This is a genomic window from Roseateles saccharophilus (assembly GCF_031458095.1).
GTDB lineage: Bacteria > Pseudomonadota > Gammaproteobacteria > Burkholderiales > Burkholderiaceae_C > Pelomonas > Pelomonas saccharophila_A.
In genome coordinates, this window is the sequence record NZ_JAVDXU010000007.1 from 1 (window position 1) to 14,875 (window position 14,875).

Consider the following 14,875-nt stretch of genomic DNA (forward strand, 5'->3'; position numbering starts at 1 on the left):
ATCGGCCTGGTGCTGGCGCTGTTCTCGCTGCTGCGCTTTGAGCTGACCGAGGCGCGCATGGCCGAGATCCGCGGCAAGCTGGAAGCCACCCGGGGGAAGGTATGAACATCTCACGCCGCACGGCCGTACAGGCCGCATTGGCGGGTGCCGCGGTGAGCCCCGCGCTCGCCGCCCCCCGCTTTGGCGCGGGCATCGAGGGTCAGCGCAAGGCCGACCTGGGCAACGGGACCTATGTGAATCCCATCGTCCCGGGCGACCACGCCGACCCCACCATCCTGAAGGACGGCGCCGACTACTGGATGACGTTCTCGTCCTTCCAGTCCTACCCGGGTGCCGTCATCTGGCACTCGCAGGACCTGGTGAACTGGACGCCGGTGACCGCGGCGCTGACCCAGCCCATCGGCACCGTCTGGGCCATGGACCTGGTCAAGCACCAGGGCCGCTATTTCATCTACATCCCGGTGCTGCAGGATGCCGGGACCGGCGTCTACGTCATCCATGCCGACGACATCCGCGGCCCGTGGAGCGCGCCCATCGATCTGAAGATCCCCGGCTGCATCGACCCTGGCCATGTCGTCGGTGAGGACGGCAAGCGTTACCTCTTCGTCAACGGCGGCCGCCGCGTGCGGCTGAAGGACGACGGCCTCGCGACCGACGGCCCCTTGGAAGACAAGGCCTGGACACCCTGGCAATACCCCAAGGACTGGGTCGTCGAGATGTTCGCGCCCGAGGGGCCCAAGCTGCTCAGGCGCGGCGAATGGTTCTATCTGATCTCCGCCGTCGGTGGCACCGCCGGGCCGCCCACCAGCCATATGGTCACCGTCGCCCGCTCACGCTCCGTGCACGGCCCCTGGGAGCACTGCCCGCACAACCCCATCGTGCGCACGCGCAGCGCCAGCGAGCCCTGGTGGTCGCGCGGCCATGCCAGCGTCGTCGAAGGGCCGGGCGGCGACTGGTGGATGGTCTATCACGGCTATGAGAACGGCTTTCGCACCCTGGGCCGTCAGGCCCTGCTGGAGCCGGTCGAGTGGACGAAGGACGGCTGGCTGCGTGCCAAGGGTGGCACGCTGGACAGGCCTTTGCCGAAACCACGCGGTGGCAAGGCGAGCCCTGCCGGCGTCGCGCTGTCCGATGACTTCTCGCGCAACCGCGTGGGCGTGCAGTGGACCTTCCACGCGCCGGGGCCCGACGAGATTTCACGCCTGCGTTGGCAGGACAACAGCTTGCTGATGCGTGGCAAGGGCAAGTCGCTGGCTGACTGCTCGCCGCTGGTCTGCATAGCGGGCGACCGCAGCTACGAGTGCAGCGTCGACCTGGAGATCAGCGGTGATGGCCACGGTGGTCTGGGCTTGTTCTACGACGAGCGCGGCCATGTCGGCATCGGCTTCAGCACCACGCAGCTGCTGACCTATGGCTATGGCCAGGAGCACTCATGGATGCGCGAATCCATGCCGACGCGCAAGGTTCGCATCCACCTCGTCAACCGTGAGAACGTCATCACCTGGCGCTACTCGCGCGATGACGGCAAGACCTGGGTCCAGCACCCCTGGCAGATGGAGGTCTCGGGCCTGCATCACAACGTCTTCGGCGGCTTCGTCAGCCTGCGACCCGCGCTGTTCAGCGCCGGCGCAGGCGAAGTCCGCGCCCGCAATTTTGTCTATCGAGGCCTGACCGCATGACCTCCCGCCGCCAACTGATCGCCGCCGCCGCGGCCCTGCCCCTGGTCGCCCACGCCGCGCCTGCGAAGCCGCGCCGCATCGTGTTGGACCTGGCCCAGGCCACCCAACCCCTGGATCGCTTCTTCGACCACTGCGTCGGCGCCGACTATCCCGGCACGACCTACCGCGAGGATGCGCTGGCCCAGCTGAAGACAGCCGTGGACGAACTGGGCTTTCGCTATCTGCGCTTTCACGCCATCTTCCACGACGTCTTCAAGACGGTGACCCGCGATGCTTCCGGCCAGCTGGTCTTCGACTTCACCGGCATCGACAAGCTCTACGACGCGATGCTGGCCCGCCGCATCAAGCCCTTCGTCGAGCTGGGCTTCACGCCGCTGGCGCTGAAGACGTCCGACCTGAAGATCTTCTACTGGGCCGGCAACACCTCCCACCCCGAACCCACCGGCTGGGTGGCGCTGATCGAGGCCTTCACCCGCCACATCCTGCAGCGCTATGGCGCGGCCGAGGTGCGCACGTGGTACTTCGAGGTCTGGAACGAGCCCAACCTGGATGGCTTCTGGGAAAAGGCAGACCAGAAGGCCTACTTCGAGCTCTACACCCGCACCGCCAAGGCCATGAAGGCGATCGATGCGCAGCTGCGCGTCGGCGGCCCGTCCACGGCCGGCGCGGCCTGGGTGCCGGAGTTCCTGGCGCATGCCAAGGCGACGAGTTCGCCGGTGGACTTCATCACCACCCACACCTATGGCGTGGACAACGGCTTCCTCGACGAGTTCGGCAAGGAGGACCTGAAGCTCTCGCCCTCGCCCGACGCCATCGTGGGCGACGTACGGCGCGTGCGCAAGGAGATCGAGGCCTCGCATCTGCCCGGCCTGCCCCTGTTCTTCACCGAATGGAGCACCAGCTACAACCCGCGCGACCTCGTGCACGACTCCTACATGAGCGCGGCCTATGTCTTGAGCAAACTGAAACAGACTCAAGGCCTGGCCCAGCACATGAGCTACTGGACTTACACGGATCTCTTCGAGGAGCCCGGACCGCCCGACGCGCCCTTCCACGGCGGCTTTGGCCTGATGACGCGGGAAGGCATCCGCAAGCCGGTGTGGTTTGCCTACCGCTATCTGGCAGAGATGGCCGCCCTGCAGGGCAAGGAAGTGCCGACCGGCGACGGCTCCAGCTGGGCCGCCACCGACGGCCAGCAAGTCCAGGCCCTGGTCTGGGACTGGCGCAACACCGGGCAGAAGCTCAGCAACCGCAGCTTCTTCGGCAAGCCGCAGCCGGCGCACGATGTCGGCACGGCCACCGTCGAGTTGCGCCATCTGGCGCCCGGCCGCTACCAGCTCACGCAACGCCGCACCGGCTTTGAAATCAACGACGCTCACACCGCCTACCTGAAGATGGGATCACCGAAGAATCTCGATGCGCAGCAACTCGCCGAGCTGCAGGCGCTGACGACCGACAAGCCCGAAGTGCAGCGCGAGCTGCGCGTCGGCTCCAGCGGCACGGCCACCCTCACCTTGAAGCTGCGCAGCCACGACGTGGTGCTGCTGAGCCTGCAAAAGGTGGGCGCATGAAGCGGCGTCACGCAGTCCTCGCCTTGCTGCCCCTGGCCGGCTGTGGCGGCGGTGGTGCCTCGGCGGCTTCCTCGCCGGCACCTGCGCCCGCACCCACGCCTGCTCCCGCCCCCGCGCCAGCAGCGGCGCCATCGGGCATGCGCGATCTGACCAGCCTGCAGCTCTCCAAATTGATGGGCGCTGGTTGGAACCTGGGCAACTCGCTGGAAGCGATTGGCGGCGAAACGGCCTGGGGCAACCCGGCCACGACGCAGGCCTTCATGACGGCCGTCAAGGCCGCCGGCTTCAAGACCGTTCGCATCCCCGTGTCGTGGAAGCAGTACGCCGACGCCAACGACAACATCGGCGCGGCCTGGATGAGCCGCGTGACCCAGGTTGTCGACTACGCCAAGACGGCCGGCCTCTACGCCATCATCAACATCCACTGGGATGGCGGCTGGATGCAACCCACCTATGCAGCCCAGGCGCTGGCCAATGCGCGCATTACCAAGTTCTGGACCCAGATCGCCAACAACTTCAGGGCCTACGACGACACCTTGCTGTTCGCCGGCACCAACGAGGTGATGGTGGACGGCGACTACGGCACGCCCAAGGCTGAGTACGTCGCCGTGCAGAACGGCTTCAACCAACAGTTCGTGACGGCCGTGCGCGCCACCGGCGGCAACAACGCGGCGCGCCATCTCGTCGTGCAGGGCTTCAACACCAACATCGACCACGCCGTCAACTTCGCCGTCCTGCCGACCGACACGGCCAAGGACAGGCTGATGATGGAAGTGCACTTCTACGACCCCTACGACTTCACGCTCAACGACAAGAGCATGGTCTGGCAGTGGGGGGCTGGCGCCACCGATGCCAAGGCCAAGGCGGTCGGCTTCGACGAGGCCTGGATCGATGCCCAGTTCCAGAAGATGAAGGCCGGCTATGTCGACAAGGGCGTCCCCGTCATCCTGGGCGAGTTCGGCGCCATCCGCCGCACCGAGTACGCCGGCGCCGAGGCCTACCGACTGGCCTGGGACCGCTACGTCGCCCGCTCGGCCTGGACCCACGGCATGGTGCCCGTCTACTGGGATGCCGGTGCGGCCACCGAAAACCACAGCATGGGTCTGTTCAACCGCAGCAGCGGCGCCCAGGTCTACCCCGAGATCATCAGCGCGCTGGTGGACGCCGTGAAATGACCCGTCGGCGCGGCGTGTAACGCCTGCAAACCTTGCCCCGCGGGAGCGACACGCAGTTCGACTATCCTGTTAGGGAGCGCCTCGCAGCACGGCGCGGCAGGGAGCCGATTTGCAAGCCAGCAGTTCGCCTCGGGAGGACGACGCCACCGCTGAAGCCGGGCCGCCGCAGGACGGCCCGGCCTTCCTGCTGGACCAGCCCGCCGGCCCGCGCGAGCGCCGCCACGCGCTGATCGTCGCCATCGTCTCGATGGCCGTGTTCGCGGCCCTGGTCCCGTTCGCGAAGACGAAGCTGGCAGCCGTGCCGGCCTTCATCCCCCTCTACCAGTCGGCCCTGGTCCTGACCGACCTCATCACGGCCGTGCTGCTGTTCGGCCAATACCGCATCCTGCGCTCCCAGGCCCTGCTGATGCTGGGCTGCGGCTATCTGTTCACGGCCGCGCTGACGACGGCCCACACCCTGAGCTTCCCTGGCCTCTTCAGCGCGACGGGCCTGCTCGGCGCGACGACGCAGACGACGGTCTGGCTCTACATGTTCTGGCATGGCGGCTTTCCGCTCTTCGTGCTGGGCTATCTGGCCCTGAAGTCCCGGCCGCCGCTGGCCCTGCCGGCGCCGGCCTGGCCGGCCCTGACGCTGCTGGGCGCCGCTGCTTTCATCGCCACAGCGACCCTGGGCAGCAGCTGGCTGCCCGACCTGCTGGTGGGCGGCCGCTATTCGCCGGCCTTTCAGGTCACCGTGGGCCTGGTCTGGGCCTTGAGCCTGGTCGCGCTGGCCGCGCTGTGGCGCCAGCGGCCGCGCACGGTGCTGGACCTGTGGCTGATGGTGGTCTGCATGGCCTGGCTGTTCGACATCGCGCTGTCGGCCATGCTGAACTTGGCCCGCTTCGACCTCGGCTTCTATGCCGGCCGCATCTACGGCTTCCTGGCCTGCTCGGCCGTGCTGATGGAGCTGCTGCTGGAAAACAGCACCCTGTATGCGCGCCTGTTCAAGTCCTACGAGGCCGGCCACGCCCAAGGCGAGGCCCTGGCCGCGGCGCGCGACGAGGCCGAGGCCGCCAATGCGGCCAAGAGCCTCTTCCTGGCCAGCATGAGCCACGAGATCCGCACGCCGATGAACGCCATCATCGGCCTGACCAATCTCGTCCTCGAGACCCGGCTGGATCCGCGCCAGCGCGACTACCTCGCCAAGGTGCAGACCTCGTCCAAGGCCCTGCTGAGCCTGCTCAACGACATCCTGGACTACTCCAAGATCGAGGCCGGCAAGATCACGCTGGAGGCCGAGGAGTTCAGCCCCGAGGAACTGATCGAGAACGTCGGCCATCTGTTCTCGGCGCGGCTGGAAGAGGCCGGGCTGGATCTGCTGTTCGAGTTCGACGACAAGCTGCCCGATCGTCTGGTGGGTGACAGCCTGCGCCTGACCCAGGTGCTGAACAACCTGGTCGGCAACGCCATCAAGTTCACGCCCAAAGGCGAGATCGTCGTGCGCGCCGAACTGCTGGGCGAAGACGAGGGCCGCATGCGGCTGCGCATTGCCGTGCGCGACACCGGCATCGGCATGACGCCCGAGCAGGCGAGCCGCCTCTTCCAGGTCTTTGGCCAGACCGACGCCTCCATCGCCCGGCGATACGGCGGCACCGGCCTGGGCCTGGTCATCTGCAAGCGCCTGGTGGAGCTGATGGACGGCAGCTTCGAGGTCAGCAGCCAGCCTGAGCAGGGCAGCACCTTCGCCTTCACCTGCAGCTTCGGCAAGGCCAAGCCCGGCGCCGAGCGCATCGACCTGCACCGCATCCGCGGCATGCGCACCCTGGTCATCAACGCCCAGCCCACCGAGAGGCTGATCCTGCAGCAGATGCTGCAGAGCTGGCATTTCCAGGTCGGCGTGGCCTCCTTCGGCGACGAGGCCCTGTACCGGCTGCGCCAGGCCGACCCGGCCCACCCCTATGAGCTGCTGCTGCTGGACTGGAAGACGGCCGGCGCCGATTTCGTCGACGCCGCCCGCCAGGCCGCCACCGAACGCGGCGCGCCGGCCCCGGCCGTCATCGCCCTGGGCAGCCTGCATGCGAGCGAGCGCGTTGCCGAGGAGCTGCAAGGCCGCGCCGACACCCTCGTCCTCGTCAAGCCGGTCACGCCCTCGCGGCTGTTCGACGCCCTCATGCAGTTGCAGCGCGGCGAGCCGGCCGCCGAGACCACGCCCGGCAACAGCATGACCGACCTGGCCGAGACCCTGAGCCCCATCCGGGGCGCGCGGGTGCTGCTGGTGGAGGACAACCCCGTCAACCAGCAGGTCGCCAGCGCCTTCCTGGCCATGGTCAAGCTGGAGGTCGAAATCGCCGAGAACGGCCTGGAGGCCATCGAGCGCCTCAAGCAGGAGAACTTCGACGCCGTGCTGATGGACATGCAGATGCCCGAGATGGATGGCCTCACCGCCACGCGGCTGATCCGCGCCATGCCCCAGCATGCCCGCCTGCCCATCATCGCGATGACGGCCGGCGCCATGGAGCGCGACATCCAGGACTGCCTGGCCGCGGGCATGAATGCCCACGTCAGCAAGCCCATCGACCCGCGCCAGCTGGTGCGCACCCTGCTGGCCTGGATCTCGCCCTTCGCCCGCGGCGCTGCACGTGGGCGTTAGGCCAGACGCTCGAAGTCCATCTCCCAGTTGACCTCCCAGGTCCGGCCGCCATCGGGCGAGAAGGCCTGCTGCCAGTGCGGGCTGCCGGTCGTCGTACCGGTCCAGCGGTAGCGCACCCGGATGGGCTGGCCGCGCAGTTGGTCGTCGCAATAGAACTCGCCCACGCCGTCGGCAAAGCCACCGACGACGGGCGGCTCCAGGCTGTGCGGGTTGCGACCGTCCACCCACCAGATGGCCCACTGCTTCTTGGCCGGATCGAAGGTGCGCATGGACAAGGCGCGATAGGTGCCGGAGGGCAACTCCAGCACGTTGTCGTCGATATTGCCGCTGCCGTCGAGCAGGGGCCACATGCGGCAGCTGCCCTCGAAGCGCTCCCACTCGTCGCAGCCGAGCAGCCTCTCCTTGAGGCGGCGATGACTGACCTTCCAGTGGCCGATGAAGAAGTCGAAATCTTGCGGGGTCGAAGTCGTGTTCATGATGAGGTTCAGGCGTGAAGGGCGGAACGGGCGGTGGGCGCGAGGCGCAGGGTCTGGGTGGGCCGGGCCAGCCAGGACTGGAGTGAGGCGGCGAAGTCCCGCGACAGGACAACCTTGGTGTCATCGAACAAGGCCAGGGAGACCAGCACCTGTTCGCCTTCGCGCACCGGCAGGCGCGGGAAGTTGTTGGGCGTGGCCTCGGTGACATACCAGGCCAGCTGGCGGGCGCCGGCCGCGCGCAGCGCATCGCTGAGCGGGCCGCGGGCCAGGCCCAGCAGTTCGGGGCCGGCCGGCGCCTTCAGGTGGAAGACCGTCGCCAGCAAGAGCCCGGGCGGCAGCGCCGTCGTACCGCTTGCGGCGCGGGGCTGAGCCGGCTGGGACAACGCGGCGCCAGCCCAGGCCGGGCGCAGCAGCAGCACATTGTCGGAATCGATCATGGTCGCGTTGGCCGTGTTGCGGTGCTGGGCCCAGGCGGGCCCGCCGTAGAAGGCGGGCAGGCTGTCGCCGCGCGCGGCCATGTCGGCAAAGCCGCGCAGCCAGACAAAGCGGTCGGGTCCGTCGAGATCGCGGAACTGGCCGATGACGCGAATGCCCAGGGCCTCCTGCGTCTCGACGAATTCGCGGTCGAAGAGCTCGATCAGCGTGTCGCGTTGGCCCGGGTGCAGGGTGTACTGGCGCAGTTCGACGACCTGGCAGTCCGGTGCGGCGGGCGGCGTGGTGGCGAGAGGGAGAGGCATGGCTCGGAGCCCACGGAGTTCAAGGTCCGTGCAGTCTGCGCCGCCATACCTGTCAAGGCATGTCGTGTTTTACAAATTTCCGCTGCCGCGCATGCCTTCCAGCCTCAGGGCCAGGGCCTGCTCGAGTTCGGCAAGCTGCCGCTGCAGGCGCAGCCGCGCGTCGTCGCTCGTGACCGCGGCCAGCTCGGCGCGCAGTGCGGCGCGCCTGTGGAAGAGCTCCACCTCCGCCGGCGGCGCACCGGCGTTCTTCAGGATCTTGAAGGGCAGGCGGAACTCCGTCGGCGTCTGCGCCCACCCCTCGGGTTCGGCCAGGGGCTTGCCAAAGCTCTCGGCGCTCTGCAGTTCGCCGCTGCGCCAGGACTCGGCCAGGTGCTCAGCAATGGCCTCGTCCAGGGAGTGCAGGGAGGCGTCGCGCTGCTTGCGGCGCTCGGAGTCGGTTGGCTGCGTCATTGCGGCACCGGCAGCACCAGGCCACGCTTGAGCACCCCCATGGCGACCTGGGTCGTGTAGCGGCGCACATGGGGGTTGTCGGCCAGCAGCCGCGCCATCAGGGCCTCGTAGGAGACGGCATCCCAGGACGTCACGACGAGGACGAAGTCGGCCTCGCCCGTCACATAGAAGGCCTGCTGCACTGCAGCTTCCGCATCCAGCCAGGCCCGCAGTCGCGCCATCAGCTCGGGCCGTTCACTCTCCACCTGCAGGTTGGCGATGAAGGTCGTCGGCTGGCCGACGGCGGCGGCGTCCAGCACGGCGATCTGGCGCTGGATGACGCCCTGCTCGCGCAGCCGCTTGAGGCGGCGCTGGATGGCCGAGGCCGACAGACTGACATGCTCGGCGAGCTGCTCGGCGGTCAGCGCGGCGTCCTGCTGCACCAGGTTCAGCAGCTGGCGATCAAAACGGTCCAGGTCGGTCATGTCCAGAAATTGCGGGCAAACGGCAAAAGCTCAACGCATCTTGCCGGATTTCCTCGGGACAGCCTTCCTAGCATGGCAGCCATTCAGCAAGGAGTTCCTGACCATGATCGATCATCTGTCCCTGGGCACCCGCCACTACGCCGACGCCGTGGCCTTCTACAGCCGCGTGCTGGCGCCTCTGGGCCTGCAACTGCTGCGCGATACCGGCAGCGAAGCCGCCTTCGGCACGCCCGAGCGCTGGTGCTTCTTCCTCTACCCCGTGCCCGCCGACGAGGCGGTGGCAGCCCGTGGCGCCCACGTCGCCTTCGGCGCACCCGACCGCATCGCCGTGGCCGCCACCCATGAGGTCGCGCTGGCCGCGGCGGCTCGCGACATCTTCACGCCGCGCACCCGGCCCGACATCAGCGAGACCTATTTCGGCGCCATGTTCCACGACCTCGATGGCCACCGCATCGAAGTGCTGACCAATGCCTAGAACTTGATGGCGTCGTCGTGCTGGCCCAGGCTGGGCGCGGCAAAGGGCTCGGGGCCGGGCGTACGGCCGAACACGATGGGCCGCGTGACGCCGCGGTAGCTGCCGACGGTGGCGTGCTCGAACTCGCCGACGATGCCTTCGGCCAGCACTTGCGGGTGCTGGAACATGTCCTCGACCTGGCGCGCCGCCGCGCAGGGCACCTCGTCGCCGAACAGAGCCTCCCACTCCAGGGCCGTGCGCGCGGCCAGGGCCGCATGCAGCCGCGTCAACAGCTCGGCGGCATTGGCGGCGCGCTTCTTGACGCTGTCGAAGCGCTCGTCGGCCGCGAGCTCGTCCAGGCCGGTGATGCGGCACAGCGAAGCCCAGAAATGCGGTGTGTTGGCCGAGATATAGATATGGCCCTCGCGCGCCGGATGGATGCCGGTGACGCCGCCCGAGCGCATGTCGCGGCCGATGTCCAGCGGTTCGTCGCCGGCCCAGACGAGGCGGGCCGACTGCATGGTCAGCGCACTGCGCAGCAGCGACACGCCGACATACTGGCCACAGCCGCTGCGCTCGCGCTCGAACAGCGCCGACGCCACGCCGGCCGCCACCAGGGCCGCGGCGTAGTAGTCGACGACCGAACCGTAGAGGATCTCGGGCGGACCACCGCGCTTGCCCTGCAGGGCGCACATGCCGGTCAAGGTCTGCAACACCTGGTCGTAGCCGGCCTTGTCCTTCAGCGGGCCGGTCTCGCCATAACCGGTCACGGCGCAGTAGATGAGGCGCGGGTTGAGCAGCTCCAGCTGCTCGTAGGCAATGCCCAGGCGCCCGGGCACGCCGGGGCGGAAGTTGTGCACCAGCACGTCGGCCTCGCGCACCAGGCGCATCAACACGGCCAGCTCCTCGGGCCGCTTCAGGTCCAGCACGACGCCCCGCTTGCTGCGGTTCACGCCGATGAAGGCCCGGCTCTCGGCCGCCAGCGTGGACGGGTAGTTGCGCAGGTTGTCGCCGGCCGGCGGTTCGATCTTGAGCACGTCGGCGCCCTGGTCGGCCAGCAGCGTGCAGCCATAGGGACCGGCGATATAGGCGCTGAGGTCGAGGACGCGGATGCCGCTCAGCGGCCCCGGCGGACCCAGTCGGGTGGAGGGGGGAAAGGCAGCAGCGTTCACGGCGTCCAACTCGTCAGGAGGATGCCAGTCTGGGCGCAAAGACCGGCGCAACCAAGGGCGGTGGCGTTCGCTCAGGCATCACGATTTCTTGGTTGTGCCGGCGCCTTGGACAGCCAGGTCAGGCGCCAGGCGCCGTCCTCGCGGCCACCGGCCAGGAAATAGGGCTGGAAGTCCAGGGCCGGGCGATAGCCGAGGGCCATGCGCAGCGTCGGCACGGCGGCGCCCGCAACCTCGCTGACCCATTGATCGACGGGCGTCTCGGGCAGCCTCACCGTCTCCTCGGTCTTGAAGCCGTCGATCAGCGCGGTCGCGAACACCAGCGGGCCGCGGGTCAGGGCGGCATAGCCGAGATCGAGCACGGTCTGGTGCACGGCGCTGCCGTCAGGGGCGCGCGATTCCTGCACATTGCGGTGGCGGCGCTCGTGCAAGGCGATGGGCATCGGCAGCTGCAGGCGCACGGCATCGCCCGGCTGCCACAGCCTGTCGATGACGAGATAGCGGCCCGGCACGCCGTCGAAGCGCTCGCTGCCAACCTGGACAAAGGCTCCCGCGGCCCAGGACGGGCAGCGCAGCTTCAGCGCCAGGCGGGCCGGCGCAGCGAGATCCAGAGCCAGCCTCACCTCACCTTCATAGGGGAAGGCAGTCTCGACGCGCAGGCCAACGCCGCCCAATTGCGCCGTCAGCGGCCCATACAGATGCACGCTGATTTCGCCCTCGCCACCGCTGACGGCCAGCGCCGGCAGCTCCTCCAGCGCCATCGCGCCGCTGCTCTTGCAGCAGCGCCAATAGGTGGTGTGCACGCGCCGGCCATTGGGGAAGCTGTAGTAGCACCAGTCCTCGCCGTTGGGCGCGAGGGCGCCGAGCAGGTCGTTGTAGGCCGCACGCTCGATCTCCTCGGCGTAACGTGCGTCGCCGCTGAGGCGCAGCAGCTCGCGGTTGAGCTGGAGCCAGGCCAGCGTCGAGCAGGTCTCGACATAAGCCTCGGGCACAAAGCTGCCCGGCGCATTGAAGACCTCGCGCGAGCGGTGGGCCACGCCGCCCCAGGGGCCGCCACCCAGGCTGAGATGCTGGTCGCGGATGTTGTGCCACAGCGCATCGACGGCGCGCAGCAGTTCGGGCCGGCCGGTGGCGCGGTGCAGCTTGGCCAGGCCCACCAGACTCCACAGCAGCTGGTAGGCCTTGCCGGTGGCGATGAAGGCGGCGTCCGTGCCGTCCAGGGCGCGGCTCAGCAGGGCCAGCGGCGCATGGCGGTCGGCCTGCTCGAGGATGCGTTCGGCCAGGGCCAGATAGCGTGCCTCGCCGGTCACGAAATAGAGCTCGCAGGCCGGGTCCATCAGCACGGTGGCCGACATGCCGTGATGGTTGCCCAGCGTCGTGATGTCGATGCCGGCCAGCGTGCGCGCGCACAGGTCGCCGATGCGGCGGGCTGCGTCCAGCCAGGTCGGATTGCCAAAGTGGCGGTGGGCTTCGAGCAGGCCGAGGATGAGATAGCTGTGGGTCCAGATGTCCCAGGTGCGCAGCGCGGGTGCACCGTCCCAGGTCAGAGGCTTGGGCGGCTGGGCCACCATGAAGCGGCGCTCCGGCGCATAGGTGCCGAGATAGCCGTCGGCTTCCTGCTGGGCGCAGAGGAAGTCGGCCACGGCGCGCACATGGGATTCCAGCTCGGCGTCGCCACTGCGGGCCGCGGCGCGCGCGGCGGCCACCAGCCATTTGCCGGCATGCTCGCCATACCAGTCGCCTTCCAGGTTCTTGTCGGCCACGGCGCGCAGGAAAAGGGCGATGGCCGGGCTGTCGGGCCCTTGGATGAAGCGGTGCAGCCGGCCGCGGCGGCTGGCTTCGAGGGCCTCGCCCAGCAGGCCGCCGAGTTGCACGGAGGTGGTCATGGTGTCTGTGGTCCTTGGGTGGTCAGCCAGCGGGCCAGGCTGGCGGCCAGCCCGCGCGTCAGTCTCATGCAGCGTCCATGGCGCAGCGAAAGCCCAGCATGCCGGAGCGGTCCTTGCACGGCGCCATCAGCAGGTATTTGCCATGCTGGTCCAGCCGGTAGGCCTGCGGGAAGTACCAGTGAGAGGTTTGCGGCTGGTAGCTGCTGCCGCCCCGCAGCACGGCGGCGCGGGTGTGGGCATCGGCGTACTCGTCGGTCCATTGCCAGACATTGCCCACCAGGTCCAGCACGCCGAAGGGGCTGGCACCGCGCGGGTGGGCGTCGACGTCGGCCGGCGGCGTCAGCGTGCGGCCGGTGTTGGGAGGCGGCACGGCAGCAGCGTCCCAGGTCTCGCCCCAGGGATAGGCGCGGCCGTCGCCGCCCTGGGCCGCGTATTGCCATTCCCATTCATGCGGCAGGCGCTTGCCGGCCCAGGCGGCGTAGGCGCGGGCGTCCTCCAGGCCTACCCAGGTCACCGGCTTGTTGGCCCAGCCGGCGGGCGGCGCACCGTTGACCCAATGGCGCAGGAAGTTGTGCGCGTCGGCCGGCTGGTAGTTGCTGGCCTGCAGGAAGGCCTGGAACTGCGCATTGGTGACCGGCGTGCGGTCCATGAAGAAGCGCTTCATGGCCATGCGGCGGCGGTGCTGGCGGCGCGGCACGTCCTCCCAGGGGTATTGCACATCCAGGCCGGCCCAGGTCTGGCCTTCGACCTCGACGCCCCCGACGACAAAGTCAAAGTCGCCAGCGGGGATCTCGACCATGCCGTCGGGCGCCACAGCGGCACGCGGCGTCGGCTCGATGGCGACGAGCCGCTGGGTCAGCGGCTGCCAGGTCTTGTCCAGCGACTGCAGCGGCGTGCGGGCCAGTTCGGCCATGCGCGCCAGCAGCGCCGCGTCGGCCAACTCGCCGGCCGCCAGGGCCAGCAAGGCGCCAAAGCCGCGCGCCTCCAGCGAGGCCGAGAAGATGGCTTGGGGCCCGTCGATGCGCGGCTGCACCTCGACGCCATTCCAGGCATCGAAGTAGCGCGTGCCCTCGACATGCTCGACGGCCAGCTGTTCGCCGTCGACGGCATATTCATTGCGGTTGACCAGCGTCCACAGCCGCCGCCCATCGAGAGGGAATGCGCTGGCGAAGACCCCGCCCTGCAGCGTCGGTGCATAGGGCCGCCAATCCGGGCTGACGAGCAGCGGCGCCAGGCCGCGGAACAGCGTCGCGATGCGCTTGAGCGTCGCGGCATCGCGGTCGGTGAAACCGTTCCAGATGCCCCAGACGTTTTCCCAGGCGTTGTAGCCCACGCCGTTGAAGAAGCAGTACTGGAAGTCGTTGTTGCGGTCGCGGCTCCAGCGGTTCTCGATGTTGATCATGTGGCGGGGTTCCAGCCACTTGAACTTGGCGACGACGGGCACGACGTCCTGGGGCACCTTCTTGCCCCAGCTCTGCACATTCCAGATCAGCTGCTCCTCGCAGGAGATCGTCGACTCGGGCTGCAGCACCACGTAGTTGCCGCGCCGCGCGCAGGCGTCGAAGAAGGCGCGCGGCACGCCGTTGTAGGTGTCGCCATTGATGCCGTCGGCACCGACGGCCGCGACGATGCCGGCGATGGCCTCCCAATCGCTCTCGTGATGCTCGCGGGTGCCGTGGTCCCAGGGCTTGGTGGGCAGGAAGACGCGCACGCCGCGGCTGTGGAAGGCGTCCACCGCGCGCTTGAGCCCCGCCAGGCCGCCGGGCAGGTCGCCGGCAAGATCGGTCTGGTTGCGGTCGTCGATGCCGATGTTCGGGTACACGTACCAGATCAGCACGCTGTCCAGGCCGCCGAAGCGCTGCTCGAGGTCGTCGAGGTAGCGGTCCACGGTGTACTCGCCCGTGGCCGTGTCGAAGAAGAAGCGGTCCTCGACCATCATCTGCGCGTGCACGAAATTGCGCTGGGCCCATTGCAGTTCGGGGCGGCGGTAGTTGGCGTCGTCGTAGCCGATGCGCACCAGATGCTCGCGCCGCCAGTCGCGCAGGTCGCGCAGCCAGTCGTCGGCCGTGCCGTTGACGTCCATCTTCCAGTGGCCGATCTCGGCGAAGGGCCAGCCCGGTGCCTTGCCCGGCGTGGGCAGATAGCGCTGCGTGGTGACGTGGGAGAACTTGTACTCGGCCATGGC

The 14,875-nt window shown here is 68.7% G+C and carries 12 protein-coding genes; 5 read left to right on the forward strand and 7 right to left on the reverse strand.

Features of this window, described 5'->3' with window-relative positions:
* Positions 1-101 precede the first annotated feature (101 nt).
* From J2X20_RS28160 to J2X20_RS28175, 4 genes are all read left to right on the forward strand, one after another.
* Complete coding sequence (locus J2X20_RS28160) at positions 102-1,679, forward strand: family 43 glycosylhydrolase (protein WP_310272853.1); 1,578 nt, start codon at positions 102-104, stop codon at positions 1,677-1,679.
* Positions 1,676-3,250: a GH39 family glycosyl hydrolase gene (locus J2X20_RS28165; RefSeq protein WP_310272855.1), complete on the forward strand. Its 1,575-nt coding sequence runs from the start codon at positions 1,676-1,678 to the stop codon at positions 3,248-3,250. Before J2X20_RS28160 ends, J2X20_RS28165 begins: the two co-directional genes overlap by 4 nt.
* Positions 3,247-4,425 carry a glycoside hydrolase family 5 protein gene (locus J2X20_RS28170; protein WP_310272857.1) on the forward strand — a complete coding sequence of 393 codons (1,179 nt, stop codon included), beginning with the start codon at positions 3,247-3,249 and terminating at the stop codon, positions 4,423-4,425. The genes J2X20_RS28165 and J2X20_RS28170 overlap by 4 nt, the downstream gene beginning before the upstream one ends.
* A gap of 109 nt (positions 4,426-4,534) precedes the next feature.
* The gene (locus J2X20_RS28175; protein ID WP_310272859.1) at positions 4,535-7,054 is read left to right on the forward strand and encodes a response regulator; all 2,520 of its coding nucleotides are present in this window, start codon (positions 4,535-4,537) and stop codon (positions 7,052-7,054) included.
* Here J2X20_RS28175 and J2X20_RS28180 read toward each other — a convergent pair.
* From J2X20_RS28180 to J2X20_RS28195, 4 genes are all read right to left on the reverse strand, one after another.
* Positions 7,051-7,530, reverse strand: coding sequence for a DUF1579 domain-containing protein (locus J2X20_RS28180; protein WP_310272861.1), 480 nt, complete (start codon positions 7,528-7,530; stop codon positions 7,051-7,053). The genes J2X20_RS28175 and J2X20_RS28180 overlap by 4 nt on opposite strands.
* Positions 7,531-7,538: 8 nt before the next feature.
* The gene (locus J2X20_RS28185; protein ID WP_310272863.1) at positions 7,539-8,267 is read right to left on the reverse strand and encodes an NIPSNAP family protein; all 729 of its coding nucleotides are present in this window, start codon (positions 8,265-8,267) and stop codon (positions 7,539-7,541) included.
* A 69-nt stretch (positions 8,268-8,336) separates the two neighbouring features.
* On the reverse strand, positions 8,337-8,717 hold the full coding sequence (locus J2X20_RS28190; protein ID WP_310272865.1) for a DnaJ family domain-containing protein: 381 nt from the start codon (positions 8,715-8,717) through the stop codon (positions 8,337-8,339).
* Positions 8,714-9,181, reverse strand: coding sequence for an Lrp/AsnC family transcriptional regulator (locus J2X20_RS28195; protein ID WP_310272866.1), 468 nt, complete (start codon positions 9,179-9,181; stop codon positions 8,714-8,716). Before J2X20_RS28195 ends, J2X20_RS28190 begins: the two co-directional genes overlap by 4 nt.
* A 103-nt stretch (positions 9,182-9,284) precedes the next feature.
* Here J2X20_RS28195 and J2X20_RS28200 point away from each other — a divergent pair, with 103 nt between their 5' ends.
* Complete coding sequence (locus J2X20_RS28200; protein ID WP_310272867.1) at positions 9,285-9,656, forward strand: VOC family protein; 372 nt, start codon at positions 9,285-9,287, stop codon at positions 9,654-9,656.
* Here the strand turns inward: J2X20_RS28200 and J2X20_RS28205 are convergent.
* The 3 genes from J2X20_RS28205 to J2X20_RS28215 all read right to left on the reverse strand — a co-directional run bounded on the left by J2X20_RS28205 (position 9,653) and on the right by J2X20_RS28215 (position 14,872).
* Entirely contained in the window at positions 9,653-10,807 is a 1,155-nt protein-coding gene (locus tag J2X20_RS28205; protein WP_310272869.1) for a CaiB/BaiF CoA transferase family protein, read from the reverse strand. The genes J2X20_RS28200 and J2X20_RS28205 overlap by 4 nt on opposite strands.
* A 71-nt stretch (positions 10,808-10,878) precedes the next feature.
* On the reverse strand, positions 10,879-12,690 hold the full coding sequence (locus J2X20_RS28210) for a glycoside hydrolase family 127 protein (protein WP_310272871.1): 1,812 nt from the start codon (positions 12,688-12,690) through the stop codon (positions 10,879-10,881).
* A gap of 64 nt (positions 12,691-12,754) precedes the next feature.
* A complete protein-coding gene (locus J2X20_RS28215) occupies positions 12,755-14,872 on the reverse strand; it encodes a formylglycine-generating enzyme family protein (protein WP_310272874.1) in 2,118 nt (705 codons plus the stop codon).
* Positions 14,873-14,875 lie beyond the last annotated feature (3 nt).

What these genes read in the sequence shown, in the direction of transcription:
- J2X20_RS28160 (WP_310272853.1), top strand. Translation starts at nt 102, where the DNA reads ATGAACATCTCACGCCGCACGGCCGTACAGGCCGCATTGGCGGGTGCC.
- J2X20_RS28165 (WP_310272855.1), top strand. Translation starts at nt 1,676, where the DNA reads ATGACCTCCCGCCGCCAACTGATCGCCGCCGCCGCGGCCCTGCCCCTG.
- J2X20_RS28170 (WP_310272857.1), top strand. Translation starts at nt 3,247, where the DNA reads ATGAAGCGGCGTCACGCAGTCCTCGCCTTGCTGCCCCTGGCCGGCTGT.
- J2X20_RS28180 (WP_310272861.1), bottom strand. Translation starts at nt 7,530, where the DNA reads ATGAACACGACTTCGACCCCGCAAGATTTCGACTTCTTCATCGGCCAC.
- J2X20_RS28185 (WP_310272863.1), bottom strand. Translation starts at nt 8,267, where the DNA reads ATGCCTCTCCCTCTCGCCACCACGCCGCCCGCCGCACCGGACTGCCAG.
- J2X20_RS28190 (WP_310272865.1), bottom strand. Translation starts at nt 8,717, where the DNA reads ATGACGCAGCCAACCGACTCCGAGCGCCGCAAGCAGCGCGACGCCTCC.
- J2X20_RS28195 (WP_310272866.1), bottom strand. Translation starts at nt 9,181, where the DNA reads ATGACCGACCTGGACCGTTTTGATCGCCAGCTGCTGAACCTGGTGCAG.
- J2X20_RS28200 (WP_310272867.1), top strand. Translation starts at nt 9,285, where the DNA reads ATGATCGATCATCTGTCCCTGGGCACCCGCCACTACGCCGACGCCGTG.
- J2X20_RS28210 (WP_310272871.1), bottom strand. Translation starts at nt 12,690, where the DNA reads ATGACCACCTCCGTGCAACTCGGCGGCCTGCTGGGCGAGGCCCTCGAA.
- J2X20_RS28215 (WP_310272874.1), bottom strand. Translation starts at nt 14,872, where the DNA reads ATGGCCGAGTACAAGTTCTCCCACGTCACCACGCAGCGCTATCTGCCC.